The following is a 23,250-nucleotide window of genomic DNA, read 5'->3' as shown; positions in this document are numbered from 1 at the left end:
TTCCACAATATCCACATAGTTATTCACATTTTTCGTCAATTGTAAATTTTTTGTAAAATTGTCAGATAATTGTAATATATTTATATAATCCACATATTCTTATGCAGAATCTGTGCGAATTATTACGGTCTTAAATGGCTTCCTTCATACTTTGTATGTGCCTGTAAAACCTTTCTTAAAGAATCAATTCTTCCAGAAAGTTCACCTTCCGGAACAACTATCTCCAGTGATTCAGCCATAATATCTATCATTGGATTTGTGAATCTGCTCTTGTATCTTATAAGGACATCAAGCTTTTCCTCATATCCTCTCGCATCTAAAAACTTATCCAGGACGCTGTCCCCTGCAGCAACCTGCTGCTCTGGCTGGGCCAGTGAGTTATCCACACTGTCCTCTTTTAATGTGTATGCTTCATCAATTCTATTGTCTGAATTAACTCTTACTGCCTGTAAATTGTCAGATATCTCCTGCATCGTCAACGGATCTACCTGCTCAAATCTATACTTTTGTGCTACATCCGGATATTTCACATGGTCCACTTCGCTCATGAACATATCATATGGTCTTACATACACAGCATATTCACCATACATAGCCTGATATACCACCATTTTCTCTTTGGTTTCTGAATGATATGCAACACACTTTACCTGGTAAAGCTTATTCTTAAAATGCTTATAAAATCCGCCTGGTACTAACTGTCTTTCCATCAGTAAACCTCCCTCCAAAAATATACTGTTATTTTATCGCACAATGCCGTCTCTTACAACATTTTTTAAACACTTTGACAAATGTTTTACACTTTAATAAGCTGTCTGAGTATGGTAGAATATATTTATATTTTATAAGAGGAGCTTACTATGAAACAAATAGATTTACATGTTCATTCCACATGCTCTGACGGAACTGATTCTCCTGCTGTTCTGGTTGATAAGGCAGTCGATAAGGGACTCGCTGCATTTGCACTTACCGACCACGACACTACCAGGGGAGTCAAGGAAGCTCTTTTAGCATGTGAAAATGTTAATAACAACGGTCACAAGCTTGAAGTTATTCCCGGAGTTGAGATAAGTACTAATTTTGATAATACTGAGATACATGTTGTTGGGCTTTTTATAGATTATAACGACAATGAGTTCAATTCATTCCTTAATAAGCAGTTAAGCTCAAGAGATGAAAGAAATAAGCAGGTATGTGAACGATTCCAGAATATAGGAATTAATATTACATATGAAGATATGATTAAGACCTATGGAGACGCTGTGATTACAAGAGCTCATTTTGCAGACAGGCTGGTTGCAATTGGAGCTGTTGGCGATAGGAATGAAGCATTTGACAGATATTTAGGTCAGGGAAAGCCTTGTTTTGTGCCAAGAGCCAAAGTTGACCCTGCAGAAGCTATTGAACGTATTCACCAAGCCGGCGGTATTGCAATCTTAGCTCACCCAGTTCTATATCATCTTGGGAATGCCCAGATGAACAAATTGCTTGACCATATGTGCTCTGCCGGACTTGATGGAATTGAAGCCATATATTCAACCTACAAGATGGGTGATGAATTATCAATCAGACGGATTGCTTCTGAAAGAAATCTGCTGATATCCGGCGGTTCTGATTATCATGGTAAGAATAAACCACATATCCAGCTTGGAACCGGCATGGGACATTTATTCGTTCCTTATGAACTGCTTGACAAGATGAAAGATTCCATGCCAATCACCAACACACAGAAGGAGACTTACGATGAATACTAAATTCCCAAAAGCTATACAACTCTTTTTAACTTTCATAAAAATAGGTGCATTTACTTTTGGAGGCGGTTATGCTATGTTACCACTGATTCAAAAAGAAATTGTTGAGAAGAAGCATTGGATTACTGATAATGATATTCTTGAAATAGTGGCTATCTCCGAGTCAACTCCCGGACCAATTGCAATTAATGCGGCTACTTTTGTTGGCTTTCGTATCTGTGGTTTTTGGGGTGCACTATTTGCAACACTTGGAGTTGTGATACCATCCTACCTGATTATTCTTATTATATCTTTTGTACTTAAAGAATTTCAAAGCATAAAAATCATACAATATGCCTTTAATGGTATCAGAGCTGGTGTACTTGCTCTGATTATCAAAGCTCTCTGGTCAATGTATATTCAATGTCCTAAGAATGTTATTTCCTATATAATTATGGCATGTTCTTTTGTTTTTACTGCCTTACTTAATGTAAATGTGCTTATTGTAATTATCAGCTGTGCAATATTAGGTTTAGTAACATCTATTGTCATATCAAGGAGAAAATGTTAATGATTTATCTTGAGCTTTTTTATATTTTCTTAAAAATCGGTGCATTCACCTTTGGCGGTGGTTATGCTATGTTACCATTGATTCAGGATGAAGTTATTGCTCATAATTGGATAGATTCACAATCACTGATTGATTTTATAGCAGTTAGTGAAAGTACACCCGGACCATTTGCTGTAAATATAGCAACATATGTAGGGGCAGAGGTTGGCGGTATTTTCGGTTCTTTTTGTGCAACTCTCGGAGTGATACTCCCATCCTTTATTATCATTCTTATTGTTGCAAAATGTTTTATTCAATTTCAAAAAAGTATAGTCATAAAGGGATGTATGTCAGGATTAAAACCTGCTGTAGTTGGTTTGATTGGTTCTGCTGTAATTTCGATGAGTTCAACCGTTTTCATACCAGATGGGTTTAATACTACTGTTTTTACAGATATTTCTTTTTATACAACATTAATTATATTTCTGATATCCGTAGTTTTAGCATTCAAAAAATTAAATCCAATTTTAATTATATGCTTATCCGCAATACTCGGAATAGTTTGCGGATACATATAATTAATTATAACAAAACATCATAAAAGATTATAAAAGACTCAGATTAACGGTCCTGGATAGTTTAAATTAATGCCTGTATCATTTTTCATCAACAACCTGAAAGATAAAGAATTTCAGATAATAGCTCTCCTGCGCCTCCCACAGTATTGGGTGGTCAGGTGACTGTGTCCTGAACTCGACCTGACGGAGTCTTTTATGTACAGCTTTAGCGGCTTCCTTAATAGTCTTGGTAAGAAGCTCCTGGGTCATGAAGTGTGAGCATGAACAGCTTGCAAGATAGCCGCCGTCTTTGACAAGTTTAAGTCCCTTCATATTGATTTCCCTGTAGCCCTTGATTGCGTTCTTTGTAGCTTCCCTCGATTTGGTAAATGCCGGCGGGTCAAGTATTACAACATCATATTTCTCACCTGCTTCGTTAAGCTTTGGCAGCTCGTCCAATACATTTGCACATTTAAAATGTACTGTATCCTCAAGTCCGTTAAGCTTGGCATTGGCTCTCGCCTGTTCAACAGCATATTCTGATATATCAAGTCCAGTAACTTCTTTAGCACCTGCAATTCCTGCATTTAATGCAAATGTACCCATATGGGTGAAACAGTCTAATACCCTCTTGTCCTTGCACAGCTTCTGCATTGCAAGTCTGTTGTACTTCTGATCAAGAAAGAACCCGGTTTTCTGTCCATTCACAACATCTATCATGTAGTGGACACCATTCTCAACTATCTCAACATTAGTGTCAAATTCATCACCAATAAAGCCCTTTACTCTCTCCATCCCTTCAAGAGTACGGACTTTGGCATCGCTTCTTTCATATACACCACGGATATCAATGCCTTTTTCATGAAGGATTTCCTTCACCTTTTCGACAATAAGTGGCTTAAATCTGTCAATTCCTAAAGCAAGCGATTCTACAACAAGCACATCTGAATACTTATCTATAACAAGCCCCGGCAGAAAATCTGCCTCTCCAAATATAAGACGGCAGGCAGAGGTATCTACTGTGTCAAATCTGTACTCAACCGCAGCCCTTACTCTCTCCTCAATAAATGCCTCATCAACAACATCAGTGTGTCTTGCAAGCATTCTTACTGTAATCTTGGATTTTCTGTTAATAAATCCGATTCCCATGAAATAATCATCAAAATCGAGCACCTCAACAAGATGTCCGTCAATTATTCCGTCAGACATCCATTCAATTTCGTTATCATATACCCAGGCACCGCCTGCCTTTAAGGTTCTTCCTTCACCTTTTCTTAATCGTATCTTTCCGCATACGCTGAATAAATCTTCCATTCTGTTCCTTCCTGCCAGATTTTTCTGACATTTATCATAATTATTCATAATATATTAATCCGTTGACGGATTACCAAGAAAATAAAACATACATACTCCTGCAACCGTAATAAGAAGCGACACGAGCTTAATCCATGAAAATGTAGTCTTCTCACTTCCAAACAGCCCGAAAAGTCCCAGCAGATACGAAACAATTATCTGTGCAACTACAATTGTAACCTCCGCTTTAGCAATTCCAAGACCACTTATGCTTTTAATAACTGTAAATGTTATAAATGCACCTATCACACCTCCAAGAAGTGTAACCTTATTATCAACCTTAAACAGCTTCATGATATCAGGTCTTCCGTCAATTACCCACATAATCGCACAAGTCGCCAGTGCTGTCAACTGCACAAACATTGCTGTAACCCATACACTGCTTGCTTTTGTAACATTTGTATTAAACGCCCCCTGTAAACTCATAAGTGCACCTGATATTATTGCAATTAAAAAACCTGCCATCAGCTTATAACCTCCATAAGTTTTCTATAGAATAATTATAAGTTAATAGCAGGAATATTATACATTATTTTGAAGAACTGTTTCCTGAATTGACTGAAGAAGCTTCCGTCTGTTTTGCCATTCTGTCTATGCATGCTGCAAATGAATTATATGCTTCATCGACATTTGTACCGTCATATACCTGATGAAGCATAATTTCATATCTCATATACACTTCACCAACACCAATATATTTAGCTTTGACCACAGAGTCTGAATAAATATCATGCATTGCTTTATAGTTTTCTACATTTCTCTTAACCTTAATATCAGCTCTTGCACAGCTTTTTTTAGCAGTACTCTCCATATAGTCTGCATAATCATAAGAAATAGCTCTTGCTACAGCCTTCGATGCATCTACATTCTTAGTGTATGGATTAACAACAGCCATAGTAGTAACTGACATTGCTTTTGATTCAACATCATTCCCCATTGAAGGATATTTACATATGCCATAATCTATTTCTGATAAATCAATCTTAGATATACTGTCTGCATCAAGAATTGTATATAACAAATTTCCTGTTGAAAACAAATCCACACATGTCTCAAGGCTTGTATTATTTCTGTCTGTTCCAAATGCACTGTTTAACTCAGCATATTTGCTAAGCACTTTCTTTATAGAATCTCCATCTACAGAAACCGAAGAACTGTCCTCAGAATTATTGCCACCTATATTAATATATTTTCCACAAGCCGGATAATTAAGAAACATTGAACCTGGTGCCCATTGAAATACCATTGATACATCCTGATTCTCATCAGTCACCTGATAATTATCACTAATCTGTCTAATCTGATCAATTGTTTCTACAGGTTCAGCATACTTCTTATTATATACAAGAAATGATGTATTAAATGATACCGGATATCCATATAATTTGCCATTATATGAACAGGCTGTCATTGCAGCCTTTCCAAACACATCCTCATTGTACACCTGAGGATACATATCATTTTCGGACATAAGCCCCATAAGATATGCTTTCTCTATCTCTTCAGATGTCAGAAAATACAAATCACATGCATTATCATTGCGAACAGATTCATCATATATATAATTTATATATGAATCTGCTTCGACATATACAGGATTGATGGTAACAAGTTCATTAGCCTGCTTAAACTGCTTGGCAACAAATTCAAGATAAGGCTCATAATCATTGTTATTAAACCATACATTAACTGTTATAGGTCCATCAAGATTAAGAGTCCTCGCAGCCTGTGTCCTGTCATCTTTATTACCACAGCCTGCAAAGACTGTCAGCATGGTAACAATCAGCATCATACTGATAAATCTTCTTAATTTCATAAAGTAAACTCCTGATTCTAGAAGGATTTCTTAAGCTTAGCTATGCATTCATCTACATCTGCCTTAGTGATTACAAGTGGTGGAACAAATCTTATAACATTAGTTCCTGCTGAGAAAAGAATAAGTCCATTATCAAGTGCTTTGGCAATTACGTCCTTAGGATTAACTGATAACTCAAGTCCCTGCATAAGTCCCATTCCTCGTCTCTCGACAACAACATCTATTGTCTCAACAAGCTCATCAAGCTTTTCTTCAAAGTAAGCAGATACTTCCTTGACATTATCTAATACATGCTGCTTCTCAAAAAGTTCGAACACCTTGGTTGCTGCTGCACATGCAAGTGGATTACCACCGTATGTTGTTCCATGGTCTCCTGGAACTAATGCCTTCGCAACTTCCTCTGTCGCTGCAAATGCACCTACAGGAACTCCACAGCCAAGAGCCTTGGCAACTGTAAGGATATCAGGCTTAACGCCATACTGCTGGAATGCAAACATACTTCCTGTTCTTCCCATTCCGCACTGAATCTCATCAAGTATAAGAAGGATTCCCTTCTCATCGCATAACTTTCTTACACCTTCAATAAATTCTTTAGTAGCAGGATAAATTCCTCCTTCACCCTGTACTGTCTCAAATATTATAGCACATGTTTTGTCATTAACAAGTTCCTTTACACTGTCAAGGTCGTTATACTGTGCAAACTTAATTCCCGGTATCATAGGTCCGAATGCTTCCTGATAATGCTTATTTCCAGTTACTGCAAGTGCTCCCATACTTCTTCCATGGAATGAATGCTGCATTGCAATAATCTCTGCATCAGCCTTTCCGTTCTTGACATAATAATATTTCTTTGCAAGCTTAACTGCACCTTCAATAGCCTCTGTACCACTGTTAGTAAAGAATACTCTGTCCATTCCTGAAGCCTTTGTAAGTGCTGTTGCAGCCTCTACAGCCGGTTCATTGTAGAAATAATTAGATGTGTGTATAAGCTTATCAATCTGTGCCTTTAATGCATCATTATATTCTTTATTGTTATAACCAAGTGCAAATACTGCTATACCTGCTCCAAAATCAAGATATTCTTTACCATCTGTATCGTAAAGTCTTACTCCGTCACCCTTATCAAGTACTATCTGGTAACGGTTGTATGTATGAATCAGCTTCTCTTCTGCTGTTTCTATAATCTGCTGTGTATTCATGATTACTCTCACTTTCCTATTCTTATGAGCACACATTTTCACATGAGCTAATATAATATTATAACCTCAAAGCTTACGGTTCGCAATTATTTATCTGAATCAAAGAATTTTTCTGCATCATCTGAAAGAATAGCTGTACCAACACCCTTGTTAGTAAATATTTCAAGAAGAAGGCAGTGTGGAATTCTTCCATCAAGAATATGTACTCTTGATACACCATGCTCAATAGCATCTATACAGTTATTAAGCTTAGGAAGCATACCTCCACCGATTGTTCCGCTCTCTAAAAGTGTTCTCGCCTCTGAAGTAGAAAGTTCAGATATAAGTGAATCCTTATCGTCAAAATCCTTATATACACCTTCGATATCTGTTAAGAATGCAAGCTTCTCAGCATTGACAGCTCTTGCAATTGCACATGCTGCGTCATCTGCATTAATATTGTATGCATGAAAATCATCATCATATCCGATAGGGCATATTACTGGGAGGAAATCGTCCTTAAGCAAGGATTCAATAAGTGTTGTGTCAACATCTGTCACTTCACCAACATATCCTATATCCTCACCCTTAGAATACTTCTTCTCAACCTTTAACATGCCGCCATCCTTACCACTGATACCGCATGCCTTGACACCAAGCTGCTCAATCATTGAAACAAGACTCTTATTAACCTTGTTAAGAACCATCTCGGCAATCTCCATTGTTGGCTCATCTGTAACTCTTAAACCATTCTTGAATTCAGGTGTCATGCCTGACTTTTCAACCCATTTGCTGATTTCCTTGCCACCGCCGTGAACGATGATTGGCTTAAAACCAACAAGTTTAAGAAGAACTACGTCCTGAATAACTTTTCTCTTAAGTTCTTCATCTACCATGGCACTTCCGCCGTACTTAACTACAATTATCTTTCTGTTAAATTTCTGGATATAAGGAAGTGCCTCAACAAGCACCTGTGCCTTCATAAGTTCCTCTGTCATATCTTTTGCGCTCATAATAATCTCCATTTCATATTTATTCAGATATCTATTTGCTTTAAAATGCTGTGTCAGATTAGCTTCTGTAATCAGCATTTATCTTGACATAATCAAATGTAAGGTCACAGCCCCATGCTGTAGCGCTTGCATCCCCCTGCTTAACATCAGCAATAGCAATTACAGGATTCTGTGAAAGTATTTCCGTTGCTTTCTCCTCGCTGTAATCTGTAGCAGTTCCATCTTTAACAATCTGAAGCTCACCTGCTTCACTCTTAAAGAATATGTCAACCTTTTCAGGGTCAAAGTCAGCACCAGAATATCCCATTGCACAGAGAATTCTTCCCCAGTTAGCGTCATGTCCAAATATTGCTGCCTTGGTAAGACTTGATGTAACAATTGACTTAGCAAGTGTCTTGGCTTCTGCCTTAGTTGTTGCGCCCTTTACCTGAACCTCGAAAAGACATGTGCAGCCTTCGCCGTCACCTGCAATCATCTTGGAAAGCTCTGTAAATACATAGCTTAAGCCTTCATAGAAAGCATTATAATCAGCACCTTCTTCTGTAATCTTCTTGTTGCCAGCCATTCCATTAGCAAGAACAAGAGCTGTATCATTAGTTGATGTATCTCCATCAACTGATATCATGTTAAATGAATCATCAACAATTGCACTTGTCATCTTCTGAAGAAGTGCCTTGTCGATATCACAGTCTGTTGTTATGTAGCAGAGCATTGTTGCCATATTAGGATGAATCATTCCTGCGCCCTTGCACATACCACCGATTGTTACCTTAGTACCTGCAACTTCTACTTCTACAGCAACCTGCTTGCTTCTTGTATCTGTAGTCATAATTGCCTCTGCTGCCTGTGTTCCTGCTTCTAATGAATCATCAAGCATTGGAGCAAGCTTTTCAATTCCTGCACATATTCTGTCAACAGGAAGCTGCATTCCGATAACACCTGTTGAACCGATAAGTACTGCATTCTCCGGTACATTAAGAACCTTTGCAACTGCCTTTGCTTCTTCTGCACATGCGTTATCTCCTTCAACGCCTGTACATGCGTTGGCAACACCGCTGTTTACAACTACAGCCTGTGCAAAGTCTTCATTATATACAATGTTTCTGTCCCATTTAACAGGAGCTGCAAATACTTTGTTAGTTGTAAATGTTCCTGCTGTAACACATGGCTTCTCACTGTATACAAGTGCCATATCTTTCTTTCCGTTCTTATATTTAATCTGTGCTTCACATCCGGCAGCCTTGAATCCTTTAGCTGCTGTAACACCGCCTTTAATTATATTCATAACATCCTCCTATTGTACATTTATTATGGAAACATTGGTGCAATCTGTAATCCCTCATTCTCTGGAAGTCCGAAGAGAAGGTTCATATTCTGTACTGCCTGACCTGCTGCACCCTTAACAAGATTATCTAACGCACCCATCATTATAAGTCTGTTAGTTCTTGGCTCAATCTTAAATCCTATATCAACAAAGTTGCTTCCCTCAACCCAGCGTGTTTCAGGGCATACATCTTTAGGAAGTACTCTTACGAAATATTCCTTATCATAGTACTTGTCATATGCTGCCTTGACATCTTCGTATGTAACATCTTTGGCAAGGTTGGCATATGCTGTTACAAGAATTCCTCTGTTCATTGGAACCAAATGTGGTGTGAAGATAAGCTTTAAATCGTCTCTTCCACACGCATAACCTAACTGTTCCTCAATCTCAGGTGTGTGTCTGTGAGTTCCGACACCATAAGCCTTCATGCTCTCATTAACTTCGCAAAAAAGGTTGGCAACCTTAGCTCCACGTCCTGCACCTGAAGTTCCACTCTTAGCATCAATTATAATTGTATCCGGATTGATTATTCCTTCCTTAACCATTGGGTAAAGTGTAAGAATTGATGTTGTTGTATAACAGCCCGGATTAGCAATAATTCTTGTATCTTTGCTTACCTTGTCTCTGTTAATCTCACATAAGCCATAAACAGCTTCATCAATATACTGTGGTGCTTTATGCTCAAGCTTATACCACTGTTCATATACATTAACATCCTTAAGTCTGAAATCAGCACTCAGATCAATAATCTTAGTCTTTGAAAGAATTTCATCATTAACAAGGGATGCACATAAGCCCTGTGGTGTTGCTGTAAATATAACATCAACCTCGTTAGCAAGCTGCTCCATATTGTCGTCCATACATTTTGCATCTACAAGCTTAAACATGTTTCTATATACATCTGAATAATTCTGATCTATGTAACTTCTCGAACCGAGCCATACAATCTCTGCATCCTTATGTCCTAATAATAATCTGACAAGCTCGTTACCTGCGTAACCTGTCGCACCGATAATGCCTACTTTAATCATAACTCCTCCTTGTTTTGCGAAGCAAAATGCATATATTCAACATTTATGCATAAAATAACGCAAAATGTAAATTGATAACCTACATTATAGCAACTTTTTTTCTTATGTAAAGGATATTTTAAAGAAAATTTATATTTATACATTTTTGTTGTATATTAATGTATAATATGCATAATTTGTTGTTGCATTTTTAAATAAAGTAGTTTATTATAATCTGCAGGTGCATAGCATATGTGTTTTACTATGTAAACTTAATAATATACGGAGGAATATATAATGAAAGAAAAAGTTATTCTTGCTTATTCTGGCGGACTTGACACAACTGCCATCATCCCTTGGTTAAAGGAAACATACAACTATGATGTTGTCTGCGTATGTGCAGACTGTGGTCAGGAAGAGGAGTTGGACGGACTTGAGCAGAGAGCTCTCTCATGTGGTGCTGCCAAGTTATATATAGAAGATATCACTGATGAGTTCTGCGACAACTACATCGTTCCATGTGTTCAGGCACACGCTGTTTATGAAAATAAATATTTACTTGGTACTTCAATGGCAAGACCTCTTATTGCTAAGAGACTTGTTGAGATTGCCCGTAAAGAAGGTGCTGTTGCTATCTGCCACGGTGCTACTGGTAAGGGTAATGACCAGATCAGATTCGAACTTACAATCAAGGCTTTAGCTCCAGATATCAAGATTATCGCTCCTTGGAGAGATTCTAACTGGAAGCTTCAGTCTCGTGAGGATGAGATTGAATACTGCAGACAGCATGGTATTCATCTTCCATTCAGCACAGACTGCAGCTACAGCCGTGACCGTAACATCTGGCATATCAGCCATGAAGGTCTTGAGCTTGAAGATCCAGCTAACGAGCCTAACTACAAGCATTTATTAGTTCTTGGATGCACTCCTGAGGAAGCTCCGGATGAACCAGAATATGTTACTATGACATTTGAAAAAGGTGTTCCAAAGTCAGTTAATGGCAAGGCTATGAAGGTTTCTGATATTATCAGAGAGCTTAACAGACTTGGTGCCAAGCATGGTATCGGTATCATTGATATCGTTGAGAACCGTGTTGTTGGTATGAAGTCCCGTGGTGTATATGAGACTCCTGGTGGAACAATTCTTTACGAAGCTCATCAGCAGCTTGAGGAATTAGTTCTCGACAGAGATACAACAACATTCAAGATGGATGTTGGAAACAAGTTTGCACAGGTTGTTTACGAAGGCAAGTGGGAGACACCTCTTCGTGAAGCACTTCAGGCATTCGTTGAGAAGACTCAGGAATATGTAACAGGTGAAGTTAAGTTCAGACTTTACAAGGGTAACATCATCAAGGCTGGAACAACATCTCCATATTCACTTTACAATGAGTCAATTGCATCATTCAAGACAGGTGATATGTATGATCATCATGATGCTGACGGATTCATCAACCTCTTCGGTCTTTCACTTAAGGTAAGAGCTATGAAGAAGCTTGAGAACGAGAAGAAGAACAATAAGTAATTAAAGAATATAAAAAGCAGCATCCCCGGCATGGTTATTAATCATGTCGGGGATGTTGCTTTTATAATCCATTATGATTTCCTATCAATTCATAAAAAATTCCCTGCTTATATGTTAATTTTGCAGCTTTTCCTATTCAATCTTATATAGAAAACCATTTTTTGACTGAATATTCCTATAGTGCTACTGATTTTTCTGACTTTATAGGTTAATTTATTAACTATCATTATAGTCTCATGTGTTTTCGACCTATAAGACTTTCAAATATTCGACTACCTATAGGTATCATGTTGTCCAGATTAATTATATATCATGATAATCTGGCTGATTGGACTTTTTCTCTGCTTTCTCATATGCTAATGTCCAATAACTCATTGACTACAAGGCGGATTGGACACTACAAGCAGCTTATTCAGCAAAAAGTCCAATCTTTCCAGATTTCACAACAATTCTGGACCTTTTACCTCATTCTCTTGCTTGTAAGGTCCAATCCTCCACACTTTCTCACTCAATTTGGACTTCCACATGCCTCTTCACCACTCCAGCGTCCAATCCGCAAATTACACTCCACCTGCCAATCTTTCCCACACAAATCTTCCGTGAGAATGAAGTCAGGCGGCTGTGCAGCTCGTTTTCAAACCGCTGCACAGCCGCCTGACTTCCATTTCCGGAAAGCATCACCCCTTAAACTTTCCCTTATCAATCTCCTTCTCTTCCACTTTCCTGTTGACATATGTCCGAAGCAGCGCATAACACACTGAGCTGATTGGAATAAATGTAAGCATACCCATTATACCAAACAGATTGCCACCGATTGTAACAGCAACAAGCACCCATATTCCCGGCAGTCCAACTGAACTTCCGACAACATGAGGATATATAAGATTTCCTTCAATCTGTTGTAATATAAGGAATACTCCCACAAATATAAGTGCCTTTAACGGGCTTGTCATCATTATAAGAATCACACCGACTATACATCCGATAAATGCACCAACAATCGGAATAAGTGCAGTAACCGCAATAATAATTCCTATAAGAAGCGCATAAGGCATTCTCAATATAGACAATGTAATAACAAACATCGTTCCAAGAATACATGCTTCAAGACACTGTCCTGACAGAAAATTAGAGAATGTAGTGTTGGTAAGTCTTAACACTTCAACAATTTTATCTGCCCTGTTCTCAGGCATGCACACATACATAAGCTTCTTGCATTGTGCTGTAAGCCTCTCTTTCTGAAACAGCACATACACAGAAAAGACAAATCCAATAAAGAAATTAGCGACTCCTGAGAAAAATCCGCTTATTGCACCAATTCCTCCATTGATAATTCCTTTAGTTCCTATTGAAAGGAAATTCATAACATTTGAAAGAACAGAATCCCAGTTGATTGATATGCTGCTTAACTTTTCCTCATACTCAGGATATGCAGACAGCTTGACCTGCAGCCAGTTGATTAGATTATTAACTGCTGTTGGCACCTGCCCTATAAGGTCAGCTATTGTGTTTACCAGTTCAGGCACAACCACAAAAAGTACACCTGCAATAATAGCCAGTATCAAAATCAGTGTTAGCATATAAGCAAGCACTCTTATAAGTCTGGGATGCTTCTTCTTACAACGCTTGTCAAACAGCCTGTTAAGTCCTTTTTCAATTGCTTTCATAGGTACATTGAATACAAATGCGATGACTGCGCCAATTATAAATGGCATTACAAGTCCTGCAAGATATGATATAGAATCAAGAATTCCAGTCACATTGTTAAGGGCAAGATATATTACAATTAGCACTGCACCTATCGTAATTCCCTTAACAACCTGACTGTCTTTAAAATGTCCTTTGTTCATACAACCCCTCCACTCTTTAAAGTTACTTCTAATATACTATACAGAAGTCCGGGATTCAAACATATTATATAAATTTAAGAATTGTAAAATGTTAGTTATACTGTGCATCAACCATACTCATCATCATTCGCATATTGAATGCTCCCATGAATTTTACTGATGAAAGATATACAAAATGCTTCTTCTGGATTACGCAGTCATCCTCATATTCATCATCATACACTTCAAGTCTCATAACTTCATTAACAAACTGTCCCTTACCCGGTTCAACATTGAATGCACCCTCAATAAATGGTGCATAACAGTCTCTGTCACCACTCTGGTCAGGATCATATGCAATAAATGTATGAATCATACTTTCATATTTAGTAATAAACAGTCCATTATCTGCACCGCTTTCCTTTAGTGCATTTCTGTAATTGTCCATCTCTTCTTCATACACTGCTGACTGTTTGTTAATAATCTCTTCTAACTCACCCGCAGTCATAGGAATATTTTCTGCAAAGAAAAATGCGAGTGGCTGGATGCTTCCATATAATAAAAAGCAGCTCATATCCGAATTAAGAGTCTGTGATACCTCAAGCTTATCAGTGTCACCCATATACATAAGAACTGCAAAATTGCCCTTAGAAGTAAACTCCTTAAGTATATTAATAGCTGCCTTTAATTCTGTTCTCGAAAAATGTCTCATAATATCTAATTCCTTTTCATTTAAACTATCGTTGATTATATCACCTATGACTGATATTTTCACTTCCAAATTTTACTTTTCAGAAATTTTTCTCTTTCTGTCAGCAATAATAACTATCACAGAAACAAGTGTTGCTGCAGAAATTATTGAAACATACATTACCGCTTTCCTGCTATCTCCTGTTCTTACAACTTCTTCATCAGCAGCAACCTCTGCAACGCGTTCTGTAACACTGCTTTCCGCATCACTACTCTGTGCTATGCTTGATGTAGAACTCATAGTTGTCGGCTGCTCTGTCGATGGCTGTGTTGGTTTTTGTGTTGTTGGTTCCTGCGTTGTCGGCTCCTGTGTCGTCGGCTCTTCTGTCGGTGGCTCCTGAGTTGTCGGCTCTTCTGTCGGTGGCTGGACTTTATCAAGTGTGAATGTGAATTCCATCCCCCATGATGTTGCCTGATATGGATTCGTTGTATACGGTCCACTTATATGAAGATGTGCATTAAGAATATTTCTTGCTTCCTTCATTCCAACTTCAAGCGTACCAGTCTTTTTATTCATATATGAATCAACGCTATTTTCATCTCGCATCCAGCTTCCCAAAGAGAATTTTCCAGCTACACAGTCATCATTGCTAACTGTTGCATCATCAAGCGTGAACATCAGAAGATTATTATAAAACATATTGTATCCAAGGGCTGCAACATTTTTATTTGCTTCCTTGACATTAACTGTATAACCATTAAATATTGCATTGCAAATCTCTATAACGCTGAAATCTTCTAATTTTGCACATGTTTTGTCGTATTTTTTATTCATATAATCAACATAATACTCGTCAAGGTCGTCAAGTCCGTTCTCATAGCCTGCATTAATCAATGCACTTGTAACTGATTCATTAGAATAATATTTAGCAGCATTACTTGTTGTGTCAAGCAATTCCTTTAACGCAGAGTTGCTTGTCCTCCAGACTGTACTCTTTACCGCAATCGGGCGATTGCTTAATGATGTGTACGCTCCCTTAATATATTCTGCTTCTGTATTATCATATGTGTATGCCATATCGGCATCCTTCTCATCAACATAATTGCCATCCGTAATCTTCATTGAACCATCGCTGTATACATACTCATTTTTAGACAGATTAACTATATTAACATAAAAATTTTCTCCATCCCCCGGTACATAAGTTTCAGCCTCATAATATTTCATAAGGTCACCTATAAGGTCAATCTTAATGGTATCTTCGTCATAATCCTCAGGTATTGTATAGTCAAAATAATAATGGTACTGCCAGCTTTTTTTGTCGTACTCTTCCCGGATAACCACAGTAACGCCCTCTGAACTGCCATTTTCCTCTGCAAATATGTTCTCCATTCTAAGGCTGGCTATAATCCCTGCAAGCAAAGCCATAGTCATCATTAGTACAATCGTCACTTTAAACCGCTTCTTCATTATCTGTCATGTCCTCCCTTTATGATATAGACATGTATATTCTATTCATATTTTGTGGGGTTCATACATCTTTTTGGACCATTTCATGTCATTTCTCTGCCTTAACATCCAATTCTTCATTCCTCGACTTCCTTTTTGGACTTCTTCTTGCCTTCACTCCGCTCTATCGTCCAATCTGATACGCTACGACTTTCATTTTGGACTTTCTCATGTGTCCTCTCCGCTCTAATGTCCAATCCGACACTCTCCAACTCCCATTTTGGACTTCAACATACCTTCTCTCCGCTTTAATGTCCAATCCGACACCATGAAAAACATAACATCCGGCACACAAGAAAACGGCAGCCGCCCTGTTAATCAAACAGGACGGCTGCCTCTATAAAAAGATTAGGGAAGTAAGAAAGCTTTATCACAGAGCGTCGTTACCGGTTTCACCGGTTCTTATCTTGACTACTCCCTCAATATCCTTGATGAATATCTTACCATCACCAAAACTGTTAGTATTAAGTTCTTCCAATACCTTATTAATTATACCCTCAACTATCTCGTCTTTTACGACAGTTCTTACACTTAATTTAGGTAAAAGATTGATACCCGGTGTTTCATCTCTTGTATATACCTGACCTGCGCCCTTCTGGTGACCGTAGCCAAATATTGTTGTAATCATTACACCTCTAGCACCCTCACTGTCAAGAATCCTTTTAAGATTCTCAAGCTTCTCAGGCTTTATAACTATCTCTAATTCTTTCATAATCCATAACCTCTTTTCTTCACATTTTAATATTCCTTATCACCATCAGGTGTCTTCATCCATACCTTTTCATGCTTCCACTTAATAAGAATCATATACAGCCAGAGGATAAGACCTACACCCATATATCCTGCAAATCCTAACCATGTTGCCTTTCCGATACCGATAGTACAGAAGAATGCGATAATTGCCATGATTATAAGAGAGGCTATCTTAAGTCCTGTTGCACATTTGTATGGTCTCTCCCATTCAGGATGCTTCTTTAAAAGCACCAGTGAAGATATTGACGTAATCACATAACACAATGCACACGCGAATGCCATCAGGTCAAAGAATGCTGTAATGCTCTGCATTGCAATGAATCCAATACTTACAACAAGAATAAGTATGTTAGGAAGTGTTGGCTGGTTGTATTTATTAGTGTATGAGAACTGCTTTGGAAGGAAATTCTGACGACCCATAGCATATATCATACGGACGCCTGAATACCAGAAACCAAGTACTGATGTACCAATTGGGAATACAACTCCAACAATACCCATTATAAGGACAAACCATGCAATCTTATCACCAAAGCAGTACTGTAATGCTTCAAATGTGATGAATGGGTGGCAGTCACCGCCATTAGTAAGCTCTGCCCAAGGCATTGCACCTGCAAGACAGAAGTAGAAAATTGTATATATAGCACCACATGTTATAACTGAACCAAGAATAGCTTTCTTCTGGTCCTTAATTGGGAAGTCGCCCTCCTCAACCATTGCTGGTACTGTCTCGAATCCGAAATATGGTGTTATCATAAATGAACAGCCAACAACCCATGCAATACCGGTTGCAAAGTTACCACCCCACTGCTTTTCATTGCTGCTTGTAAAGAAATCTGCGAAATTAGCAATGCTCCAGTGTCCGCTGAACAGAAAAAGCAATGAACAGATAAGAATACCTGCGATACCTGCCATAAGCATGAATGACTGAACCTTGCCTGCTACAACATTTTTATAAAGACTGAGTACACACCAGAAGCACAGTACTAATGAACCGACAATAACTGCCTTGCCGCCTATAAGTCCCAGACCAAACTGATGATTTAACCATTCGATAATTCCAAGTACACCTGCTGCAGGAACGGCTATCCATGCACACATGATAAGCCACGCTGACCAGAAACCTGCATGCTTGTTAATACTTACCGTATTGAATACCAGACACGAACCTGTACTTGGTAACATTGTCGAGAATTCAGCATACACAAATGCTGTCGGCAGTACTGCCAGTGTCATAAGTGCAAATGCCAAGAATGTTCCGGGACCTGTATATGACATGAATATACCATCCCAGTAACACATAAATGTAAATATTGCTCCCGTTGCCATCGCATATACATAAATCAGCTTCATTGATTTAGATAATGCATTTGTTTTCTTTTCGCCCATAATAGCTTCCTCCCTTATTGTTGTTCATGATTTGTTGTCACGAAGATTTCTTATGTGCCTAGCCAAATAATCTAAGATACCTTTCGGCTAATTCCATGGTTCCGTCCATCCAGCCGACACTTAATTCTGCTACCGGACCTGATTCCTGATGAGATGCAAGCCATGCAGTAAGCTGTAATCTTCTCATCATTATAAATGTGTCTATTTCTTCAAAATCCGTATCAGTGAACGGAAGAACCTTCTTATATCCTGCAAGCCATGCATTTACAAGCTTTGGAACAATTGGCTTGTCCTCAATAAAACTAAGCGCTGACGCAAGGTCATGTAAGTGCCATCCAAAACCGCAGTCATCAAAATCAATAACCTTAATCTGGTCGCCCTCAATAAGCAGATTAGCTAATCTTAAATCTGCATGTATGAGTCCAAAATTATTCTCATTAGTTCCATATCTTTCAAGTCTTCTCTTAATAATTCTTGAAACCTCTGACAATATATTTTCTGCCTCCGGGGTCATCTCTGGAAATGCTCTCCAGTCACCCCATGCAGCATGTTCACCTATTATCGTGTCGTAAGTCCATACCATACGGTCAAGCTTGTCTGTTCCGTTCCATATCTCTGTCTGACGGTGAAGATAAGCTGTTGTCTCGCCGAGATATCTGAACTGCTTTACCATCTGCTCCTCGTTATTCTCATCAGGTGCTTCTCCCGGAAGAAAATCACATATAACGCAGAAATATACATTTCCATCCGGTCCTGTAATCTCCTGTATATTCTTACCATCAAGCCCTTTTATAGGATTAGCTACAAGAAGCGGTGTGTAGTCATTAATCTGTCTTAACCACTTCATCTCTGAATTAAGCTCATCCAATGTGTGATAACCCGGTCTGCTTATTCTAAGCACTCCCTCTTTTTCACCTGTTTCTTTGTTCTTGACCATATAGGTTGCATTCTCCGACAGCACTATGAGTTTCGCCTCACATCTGTCCTGCCATCCGTATTTTTCAAGCGAAGCATTTGCAACCGCATCAAATAAATCAACATTTTCAAATGCCATGTCATTATCCTCCAATCAGAAAAGGCGTACACAAATCTATCCGATTCATGTACGCCTTTGTACTTTTCTTATATTTAATTACTGTCCCATAGATGTTGTTTCCGGCAATGTGCTTCCGCCATCAATAACTATCTGTGTTCCGGTTATGTAGCTTGATTCATAACATCCAAGGAATGCTGCAAGTTCTCCAACCTCCTCAGGGTCAGCCAGTCTCTTCAAAGGAACTGCATCTGCAATTGCCTGTATTGCTCTCTCCGGATTCTCCGGGTCTGACTGCTTTGCCATTCCTTCAACAAGCGGTGTCCTTACATATCCCGGACATATTGCATTAACTCTTATATTCTTATCTGCAAATTCTCTTGCAAGTGCCTTCGTAAATCCTACCAGTGCCGCCTTAGATGTTGCATATGCAACCTCTCCCGGATCAGCAACCATATCTCCTGTTACAGAGCTTGTAACTACGATTGCACCACCACCATTTGCTATCATGCTTGGAATAACAGCTTTTGCCACATTCCATGCACCTTTGACATTAATATCAAGATGTAAGTCCCTATTTTCAAATGTGTCATCTTCAAGAAAGTCTTCAAGAACACATACACCTGCGTTACATACAAGTACATCAATCTTTCCATATGTTTTCTCAGCAACTTCAACAATTCTTTCAACACTCTTGTAATCAGATACATCAACCTGAACACCTGTTGCCTCATACCCTTCGCTTTTCAACTGCTCTGCAAGTTCAAGTACCTTAGGTCCTCTTGCTGCAAGCACACATTTTGCACCATACTTTGCATACACTTTGGCGATTCCTTCACCGATGCCTTTTGATGCTCCGGTAATTACTGCAACTTTTCCTTCTAACTTTCCCATAACGCCACGCACCTTTCTTAGTTTCCTGAATACAAAAAAGGACACGAAAGCTTTCACCTTCGTGCCCCTTTGCACTTCGCCATTAACTATAGTACCAAGTGCCTGAAATTGCAATAACAAAAATATGCATTTTTTCTTTAATTCTTAAGGTAATTATAAGTAAAAATCTTTATTCATAAAGTGGGTACTTATCTGTAAGTCCCTTAACAAGTTCCATTGCCTTAGCCTGGTTAGCATCTACATCATCAACAAGCATAGCAATTGCTTCTGCAACAACATCCATATCAGCCTCATTGAAGCCTCTTGTTGTAACGGCTGCTGTACCAAGTCTGATACCGCTTGTTACGAATGGAGAAGCCGGGTCATTAGGAATTGTATTCTTGTTACATGTAATATTAGCTGCATCAAGAAGCTTCTCAACTTCCTTACCAGTCTTGCCCTTGCTTAAGAGGTTAACAAGCATAAGATGGTTATCTGTACCACCAGATACGATATCAAAGCCTCTGTTCATAAGTCCGTTAGCAAGTGCTGATGCGTTCTTAACAACATTTTCAGCATACACCTTAAAGCTTGGGTCAAGTGCTTCCTTTAAGCATACTGCCTTACCGGCAATAACATGCATAAGAGGTCCGCCCTGAATTCCAGGGAATACAGCCTTGTTAAGCTTGAACTTCTCTGCTGCCTCTGCTGAAGCAAGAATCATACCTCCTCTTGGTCCACGGAGTGTCTTATGTGTTGTTGTTGTTGTAACATCTGCATATGGAATTGGGCTTGGGTGTGCACCACCGGCTACAAGACCCGCAATATGTGCCATATCTACCATAAGTAATGCGCCAACTTCATCACAGATTTCTCTGAACTTCTTGAAGTCGATTGTTCTTGCATAAGCAGAAGCTCCTGCAATAATCATCTTAGGCTTGCATTCCTTGGCAATTCTTAATACTTCATCATAATCAATAAATCCGTCTGCTGTAACACCATAAGGAACGATGTTAAAGTATTTTCCAGAAATATTAACTGGTGAACCGTGTGATAAATGTCCACCACAGTCAAGGCTCATACCCATAACTGTATCTCCAGGATTAACAAGTGCGAAGAATACAGCTAAGTTAGCCTGTGCTCCTGAATGTGGCTGTACATTTGCATATTCACAGCCAAAAAGCTTCTTTGCTCTTTCAATTGCAAGTGTCTCAACAACATCGACATACTCACAACCACCGTAATATCTCTTTCCAGGATATCCTTCTGCATACTTATTAGTAAGAGGGCTTCCCATAGCAGCCATAACTGCCTTACTTACAAGGTTCTCAGAAGCGATAAGCTCGATGTGGCTTCTCTGCCTTCCAAGTTCATCATCCATAGCCTTAGCAAGGTCTGGATCATAGTTTAATACTTCATCAAATGAATACATATAACTTCCTCCCATTATACTTTAGTGAAACAAAGTGTCCCTAGTTACTTATGATATAATTAAATTACGGATTAGTCAATTTAAAGTTGTGAATTCCTGCTTTTTTTAATATTTGTTTCTGTATATCGACTGCAACTCCATATCCCTGCTCCTCAAGTTCATATGTTGATTGTTCAAGTGCCATCTCAAATTTTTCAACCATACTTAAAAAATGCTGCGTTGCTATTCCTTTTCCAAGACCAAGTTTCTTTGCCTCATTCTCAAACGACTTCTGATTTATATTCCTTATATCATATTCGCCATCTATGTTAAGCGACATTTTCTCTGTGCTGCTGTCATATATAACAGTACTTAATAAATCATATGCCGGAGCTAATCTTATTCCTTTTAAATCCTCACTATATAAAAGAGCAATATTTTTAACATGATTATCTGTATTACCTATAAGATAATTAAATATACATAAATCCCATAGCCTTATCTGATCTTCAATTGGATTGCTTGAATAATTTTTTATTAGTTCAAATGCCTCTGCTAAATAATCTTTCCCGTTTTTCTCGTATTTTTGTGACGCTGTAATTCCAAGTGCCTGTGCAAAATCCTCCTGATGAAGTCTTAATGGAACTTTCTTCCCCATTAATTCTTTGGATGTATCTAAAATCTTTCTGTCATATCTTTCAGTTGCAAATAAAAAATCATCTTCTTTATCATTAAGATTAATAATAAAACTATCTGGTGTCCTAATTCCTAGTTTTCTTGCTGTCAGCAAACATAACTGTTCATTAGCAACTATCTTTTTTAATCTTACATGGCTCTGCTTTAATATATGTGTACTTGGTGCCAGTCCCGCTGGCTGATACCATTCATTATTATTCCTGTCATAATATAATCCAGTCTTTCCTGATGCCCCAGCTAATGATAAATGTGATTTAATAACCAGTTCCGCTGACTTAGTTGCACCTTCTCTTGCAAACTCCAGCAATTCCTCATGTGATAATAATCTGTAAGAAGATTGTTTTATATTCATATCTCCTTCTACTATTCTTATTGCTCCGAGACACTCACTTCCTAATTCTGAAAGAACTGATATATAATCATTTTCATCGACATGAAGCCAACCCGCAACACACCTTCTTGTATATCCTTCTGGTAAAAGACTTTCAAAGAAACATCGCGTTCTTTCCGCTGAAAAACTTCTTTCATCAAGCGGTAAACTGATTGATATTGATCTTGAAGATTTATCTTCTATATATTCCTCTGAATATGAAAATACAGCATCGTCAGAATTATGCCCTGTAATACTGCCAACATTAATCATATTTCCATTACATTCAATATATACCTCTAAATTTCTCATTATCTCCCCCTTACATCAATATTGACATCAAGTCCAAGAATCGAAATTAACTGTATTACCTTGCCAATCTCAACAGTCGGCTTACCTCTTTCCACATCTGATATAAAACTTACACTAAGACCAGTATATTCCGACAAAAATGCCTGCGTATACTTTAATTCTTTTCTCCTGTTCCTGATTATATTTCCCAGTTCTTCTGAATCAGTTATTTTCATGATAATCACTCCAGCATTAAAATAAGCCGTACGGCTCTATTATACATATTCTCTCATAAATAAAGCCGAGCGGCTTTATTTTGATAAATATAGTATAATATTAGCCGTACGGCT

22 protein-coding genes are annotated in these 23,250 nt (G+C 38.3%); 4 read left to right on the top strand and 18 right to left on the bottom strand.

What is annotated here, in order from left to right:
- Window positions 1-122 precede the first annotated feature (122 nt).
- Window positions 123-710 (bottom strand): DUF1653 domain-containing protein, encoded by a 588-nt coding sequence (locus EUBELI_RS02905; protein WP_012738852.1) that lies wholly within the window; start codon window positions 708-710, stop codon window positions 123-125.
- A 150-nt stretch (window positions 711-860) separates the two neighbouring features.
- Between EUBELI_RS02905 and EUBELI_RS02900 the strand changes: the two genes are divergently transcribed.
- From EUBELI_RS02900 to EUBELI_RS02890, 3 genes are read left to right on the top strand one after another with little or no spacing between them, the layout of a single operon-like run.
- The gene (locus EUBELI_RS02900; protein WP_012738851.1) at window positions 861-1,754 is read left to right on the top strand and encodes a PHP domain-containing protein; all 894 of its coding nucleotides are present in this window, start codon (window positions 861-863) and stop codon (window positions 1,752-1,754) included.
- On the top strand, window positions 1,744-2,301 hold the full coding sequence (locus tag EUBELI_RS02895) for a chromate transporter (RefSeq protein WP_012738850.1): 558 nt from the start codon (window positions 1,744-1,746) through the stop codon (window positions 2,299-2,301). The genes EUBELI_RS02900 and EUBELI_RS02895 overlap by 11 nt, the downstream gene beginning before the upstream one ends.
- Entirely contained in the window at window positions 2,301-2,858 is a 558-nt protein-coding gene (locus EUBELI_RS02890; protein WP_022098070.1) for a chromate transporter, read from the top strand. Before EUBELI_RS02895 ends, EUBELI_RS02890 begins: the two co-directional genes overlap by 1 nt.
- A 78-nt stretch (window positions 2,859-2,936) precedes the next feature.
- Here EUBELI_RS02890 and EUBELI_RS02885 read toward each other — a convergent pair whose 3' ends face one another.
- The 7 genes from EUBELI_RS02885 to argC all read right to left on the bottom strand — a co-directional run bounded on the left by EUBELI_RS02885 (window position 2,937) and on the right by argC (window position 10,552).
- The gene (locus EUBELI_RS02885; RefSeq protein WP_041688482.1) at window positions 2,937-4,151 is read right to left on the bottom strand and encodes a class I SAM-dependent rRNA methyltransferase; all 1,215 of its coding nucleotides are present in this window, start codon (window positions 4,149-4,151) and stop codon (window positions 2,937-2,939) included.
- Window positions 4,152-4,205: 54 nt separating this feature from the next.
- Complete coding sequence (locus tag EUBELI_RS02880; protein WP_012738847.1) at window positions 4,206-4,655, bottom strand: DMT family transporter; 450 nt, start codon at window positions 4,653-4,655, stop codon at window positions 4,206-4,208.
- A 64-nt stretch (window positions 4,656-4,719) separates the two neighbouring features.
- Entirely contained in the window at window positions 4,720-6,006 is a 1,287-nt protein-coding gene (locus tag EUBELI_RS02875; RefSeq protein WP_012738846.1) for a sugar ABC transporter substrate-binding protein, read from the bottom strand.
- A gap of 17 nt (window positions 6,007-6,023) precedes the next feature.
- Window positions 6,024-7,205 carry an aspartate aminotransferase family protein gene (locus EUBELI_RS02870; RefSeq protein ID WP_041687978.1) on the bottom strand — a complete coding sequence of 394 codons (1,182 nt, stop codon included), beginning with the start codon at window positions 7,203-7,205 and terminating at the stop codon, window positions 6,024-6,026.
- A gap of 86 nt (window positions 7,206-7,291) precedes the next feature.
- On the bottom strand, window positions 7,292-8,197 hold the full coding sequence (gene argB, locus EUBELI_RS02865) for an acetylglutamate kinase (protein WP_041688480.1): 906 nt from the start codon (window positions 8,195-8,197) through the stop codon (window positions 7,292-7,294).
- A gap of 58 nt (window positions 8,198-8,255) precedes the next feature.
- Window positions 8,256-9,482, bottom strand: a complete 1,227-nt coding sequence (gene argJ, locus EUBELI_RS02860; protein WP_012738843.1) for a bifunctional glutamate N-acetyltransferase/amino-acid acetyltransferase ArgJ — start codon at window positions 9,480-9,482, stop codon at window positions 8,256-8,258.
- Window positions 9,483-9,505: 23 nt separating this feature from the next.
- Entirely contained in the window at window positions 9,506-10,552 is a 1,047-nt protein-coding gene (argC, locus tag EUBELI_RS02855; protein ID WP_012738842.1) for an N-acetyl-gamma-glutamyl-phosphate reductase, read from the bottom strand.
- A 276-nt stretch (window positions 10,553-10,828) separates the two neighbouring features.
- On the opposite strand from argC, the gene EUBELI_RS02850 reads away from it, so the two are divergent.
- Complete coding sequence (locus tag EUBELI_RS02850; RefSeq protein ID WP_012738841.1) at window positions 10,829-12,055, top strand: argininosuccinate synthase; 1,227 nt, start codon at window positions 10,829-10,831, stop codon at window positions 12,053-12,055.
- A gap of 677 nt (window positions 12,056-12,732) precedes the next feature.
- On the opposite strand, the gene EUBELI_RS02845 is transcribed toward EUBELI_RS02850, so the two are convergent.
- From EUBELI_RS02845 to EUBELI_RS02800, 10 genes are all read right to left on the bottom strand, one after another.
- Complete coding sequence (locus tag EUBELI_RS02845) at window positions 12,733-13,905, bottom strand: AI-2E family transporter (RefSeq protein ID WP_012738838.1); 1,173 nt, start codon at window positions 13,903-13,905, stop codon at window positions 12,733-12,735.
- A 91-nt stretch (window positions 13,906-13,996) separates the two neighbouring features.
- A complete protein-coding gene (locus EUBELI_RS02840) occupies window positions 13,997-14,596 on the bottom strand; it encodes a hypothetical protein (RefSeq protein ID WP_041687976.1) in 600 nt (199 codons plus the stop codon).
- 72 nt (window positions 14,597-14,668) lie between these two features.
- Complete coding sequence (locus EUBELI_RS14535) at window positions 14,669-16,045, bottom strand: PT domain-containing protein (RefSeq protein WP_012738836.1); 1,377 nt, start codon at window positions 16,043-16,045, stop codon at window positions 14,669-14,671.
- Window positions 16,046-16,454: 409 nt separating this feature from the next.
- Window positions 16,455-16,796 carry a P-II family nitrogen regulator gene (locus tag EUBELI_RS02830; protein ID WP_012738834.1) on the bottom strand — a complete coding sequence of 114 codons (342 nt, stop codon included), beginning with the start codon at window positions 16,794-16,796 and terminating at the stop codon, window positions 16,455-16,457.
- Between the two features lie 26 nt (window positions 16,797-16,822).
- Window positions 16,823-18,226, bottom strand: a complete 1,404-nt coding sequence (locus EUBELI_RS02825) for an APC family permease (protein WP_012738833.1) — start codon at window positions 18,224-18,226, stop codon at window positions 16,823-16,825.
- 58 nt (window positions 18,227-18,284) lie between these two features.
- The gene (locus EUBELI_RS02820; RefSeq protein ID WP_012738832.1) at window positions 18,285-19,280 is read right to left on the bottom strand and encodes a phosphotransferase enzyme family protein; all 996 of its coding nucleotides are present in this window, start codon (window positions 19,278-19,280) and stop codon (window positions 18,285-18,287) included.
- A gap of 78 nt (window positions 19,281-19,358) precedes the next feature.
- A complete protein-coding gene (gene ucpA, locus EUBELI_RS02815) occupies window positions 19,359-20,153 on the bottom strand; it encodes an SDR family oxidoreductase UcpA (RefSeq protein ID WP_041687974.1) in 795 nt (264 codons plus the stop codon).
- 169 nt (window positions 20,154-20,322) lie between these two features.
- A complete protein-coding gene (gene glyA / locus EUBELI_RS02810; RefSeq protein ID WP_022097500.1) occupies window positions 20,323-21,564 on the bottom strand; it encodes a serine hydroxymethyltransferase in 1,242 nt (413 codons plus the stop codon).
- Between the two features lie 64 nt (window positions 21,565-21,628).
- Window positions 21,629-22,921, bottom strand: coding sequence for a type II toxin-antitoxin system HipA family toxin (locus EUBELI_RS02805; RefSeq protein WP_012738829.1), 1,293 nt, complete (start codon window positions 22,919-22,921; stop codon window positions 21,629-21,631).
- A complete protein-coding gene (locus EUBELI_RS02800) occupies window positions 22,921-23,136 on the bottom strand; it encodes a helix-turn-helix transcriptional regulator (protein ID WP_012738828.1) in 216 nt (71 codons plus the stop codon). The genes EUBELI_RS02805 and EUBELI_RS02800 overlap by 1 nt, the downstream gene beginning before the upstream one ends.
- Between the last annotated feature and the right edge of the window lie 114 nt (window positions 23,137-23,250).

This window comes from [Eubacterium] eligens ATCC 27750, from assembly GCF_000146185.1.
Lineage (GTDB): Bacteria > Bacillota > Clostridia > Lachnospirales > Lachnospiraceae > Lachnospira > Lachnospira eligens.
The sequence above is the reverse complement of the archived record's forward strand: the minus strand, read 5'-3'. Positions and strand labels throughout refer to the sequence as shown.

What these genes read in the sequence shown, in the direction of transcription:
- EUBELI_RS02905 (WP_012738852.1), bottom strand. Translation starts at nt 710, where the DNA reads ATGGAAAGACAGTTAGTACCAGGCGGATTTTATAAGCATTTTAAGAAT.
- EUBELI_RS02900 (WP_012738851.1), top strand. Translation starts at nt 861, where the DNA reads ATGAAACAAATAGATTTACATGTTCATTCCACATGCTCTGACGGAACT.
- EUBELI_RS02895 (WP_012738850.1), top strand. Translation starts at nt 1,744, where the DNA reads ATGAATACTAAATTCCCAAAAGCTATACAACTCTTTTTAACTTTCATA.
- EUBELI_RS02890 (WP_022098070.1), top strand. Translation starts at nt 2,301, where the DNA reads ATGATTTATCTTGAGCTTTTTTATATTTTCTTAAAAATCGGTGCATTC.
- EUBELI_RS02885 (WP_041688482.1), bottom strand. Translation starts at nt 4,151, where the DNA reads ATGGAAGATTTATTCAGCGTATGCGGAAAGATACGATTAAGAAAAGGT.
- EUBELI_RS02880 (WP_012738847.1), bottom strand. Translation starts at nt 4,655, where the DNA reads ATGGCAGGTTTTTTAATTGCAATAATATCAGGTGCACTTATGAGTTTA.
- EUBELI_RS02875 (WP_012738846.1), bottom strand. Translation starts at nt 6,006, where the DNA reads ATGAAATTAAGAAGATTTATCAGTATGATGCTGATTGTTACCATGCTG.
- EUBELI_RS02870 (WP_041687978.1), bottom strand. Translation starts at nt 7,205, where the DNA reads ATGAATACACAGCAGATTATAGAAACAGCAGAAGAGAAGCTGATTCAT.
- argB (WP_041688480.1), bottom strand. Translation starts at nt 8,197, where the DNA reads ATGAGCGCAAAAGATATGACAGAGGAACTTATGAAGGCACAGGTGCTT.
- argJ (WP_012738843.1), bottom strand. Translation starts at nt 9,482, where the DNA reads ATGAATATAATTAAAGGCGGTGTTACAGCAGCTAAAGGATTCAAGGCT.
- argC (WP_012738842.1), bottom strand. Translation starts at nt 10,552, where the DNA reads ATGATTAAAGTAGGCATTATCGGTGCGACAGGTTACGCAGGTAACGAG.
- EUBELI_RS02850 (WP_012738841.1), top strand. Translation starts at nt 10,829, where the DNA reads ATGAAAGAAAAAGTTATTCTTGCTTATTCTGGCGGACTTGACACAACT.
- EUBELI_RS02845 (WP_012738838.1), bottom strand. Translation starts at nt 13,905, where the DNA reads ATGAACAAAGGACATTTTAAAGACAGTCAGGTTGTTAAGGGAATTACG.
- EUBELI_RS02840 (WP_041687976.1), bottom strand. Translation starts at nt 14,596, where the DNA reads ATGAGACATTTTTCGAGAACAGAATTAAAGGCAGCTATTAATATACTT.
- EUBELI_RS14535 (WP_012738836.1), bottom strand. Translation starts at nt 16,045, where the DNA reads ATGAAGAAGCGGTTTAAAGTGACGATTGTACTAATGATGACTATGGCT.
- EUBELI_RS02830 (WP_012738834.1), bottom strand. Translation starts at nt 16,796, where the DNA reads ATGAAAGAATTAGAGATAGTTATAAAGCCTGAGAAGCTTGAGAATCTT.
- EUBELI_RS02825 (WP_012738833.1), bottom strand. Translation starts at nt 18,226, where the DNA reads ATGGGCGAAAAGAAAACAAATGCATTATCTAAATCAATGAAGCTGATT.
- EUBELI_RS02820 (WP_012738832.1), bottom strand. Translation starts at nt 19,280, where the DNA reads ATGGCATTTGAAAATGTTGATTTATTTGATGCGGTTGCAAATGCTTCG.
- ucpA (WP_041687974.1), bottom strand. Translation starts at nt 20,153, where the DNA reads ATGGGAAAGTTAGAAGGAAAAGTTGCAGTAATTACCGGAGCATCAAAA.
- glyA (WP_022097500.1), bottom strand. Translation starts at nt 21,564, where the DNA reads ATGTATTCATTTGATGAAGTATTAAACTATGATCCAGACCTTGCTAAG.
- EUBELI_RS02805 (WP_012738829.1), bottom strand. Translation starts at nt 22,921, where the DNA reads ATGAGAAATTTAGAGGTATATATTGAATGTAATGGAAATATGATTAAT.
- EUBELI_RS02800 (WP_012738828.1), bottom strand. Translation starts at nt 23,136, where the DNA reads ATGAAAATAACTGATTCAGAAGAACTGGGAAATATAATCAGGAACAGG.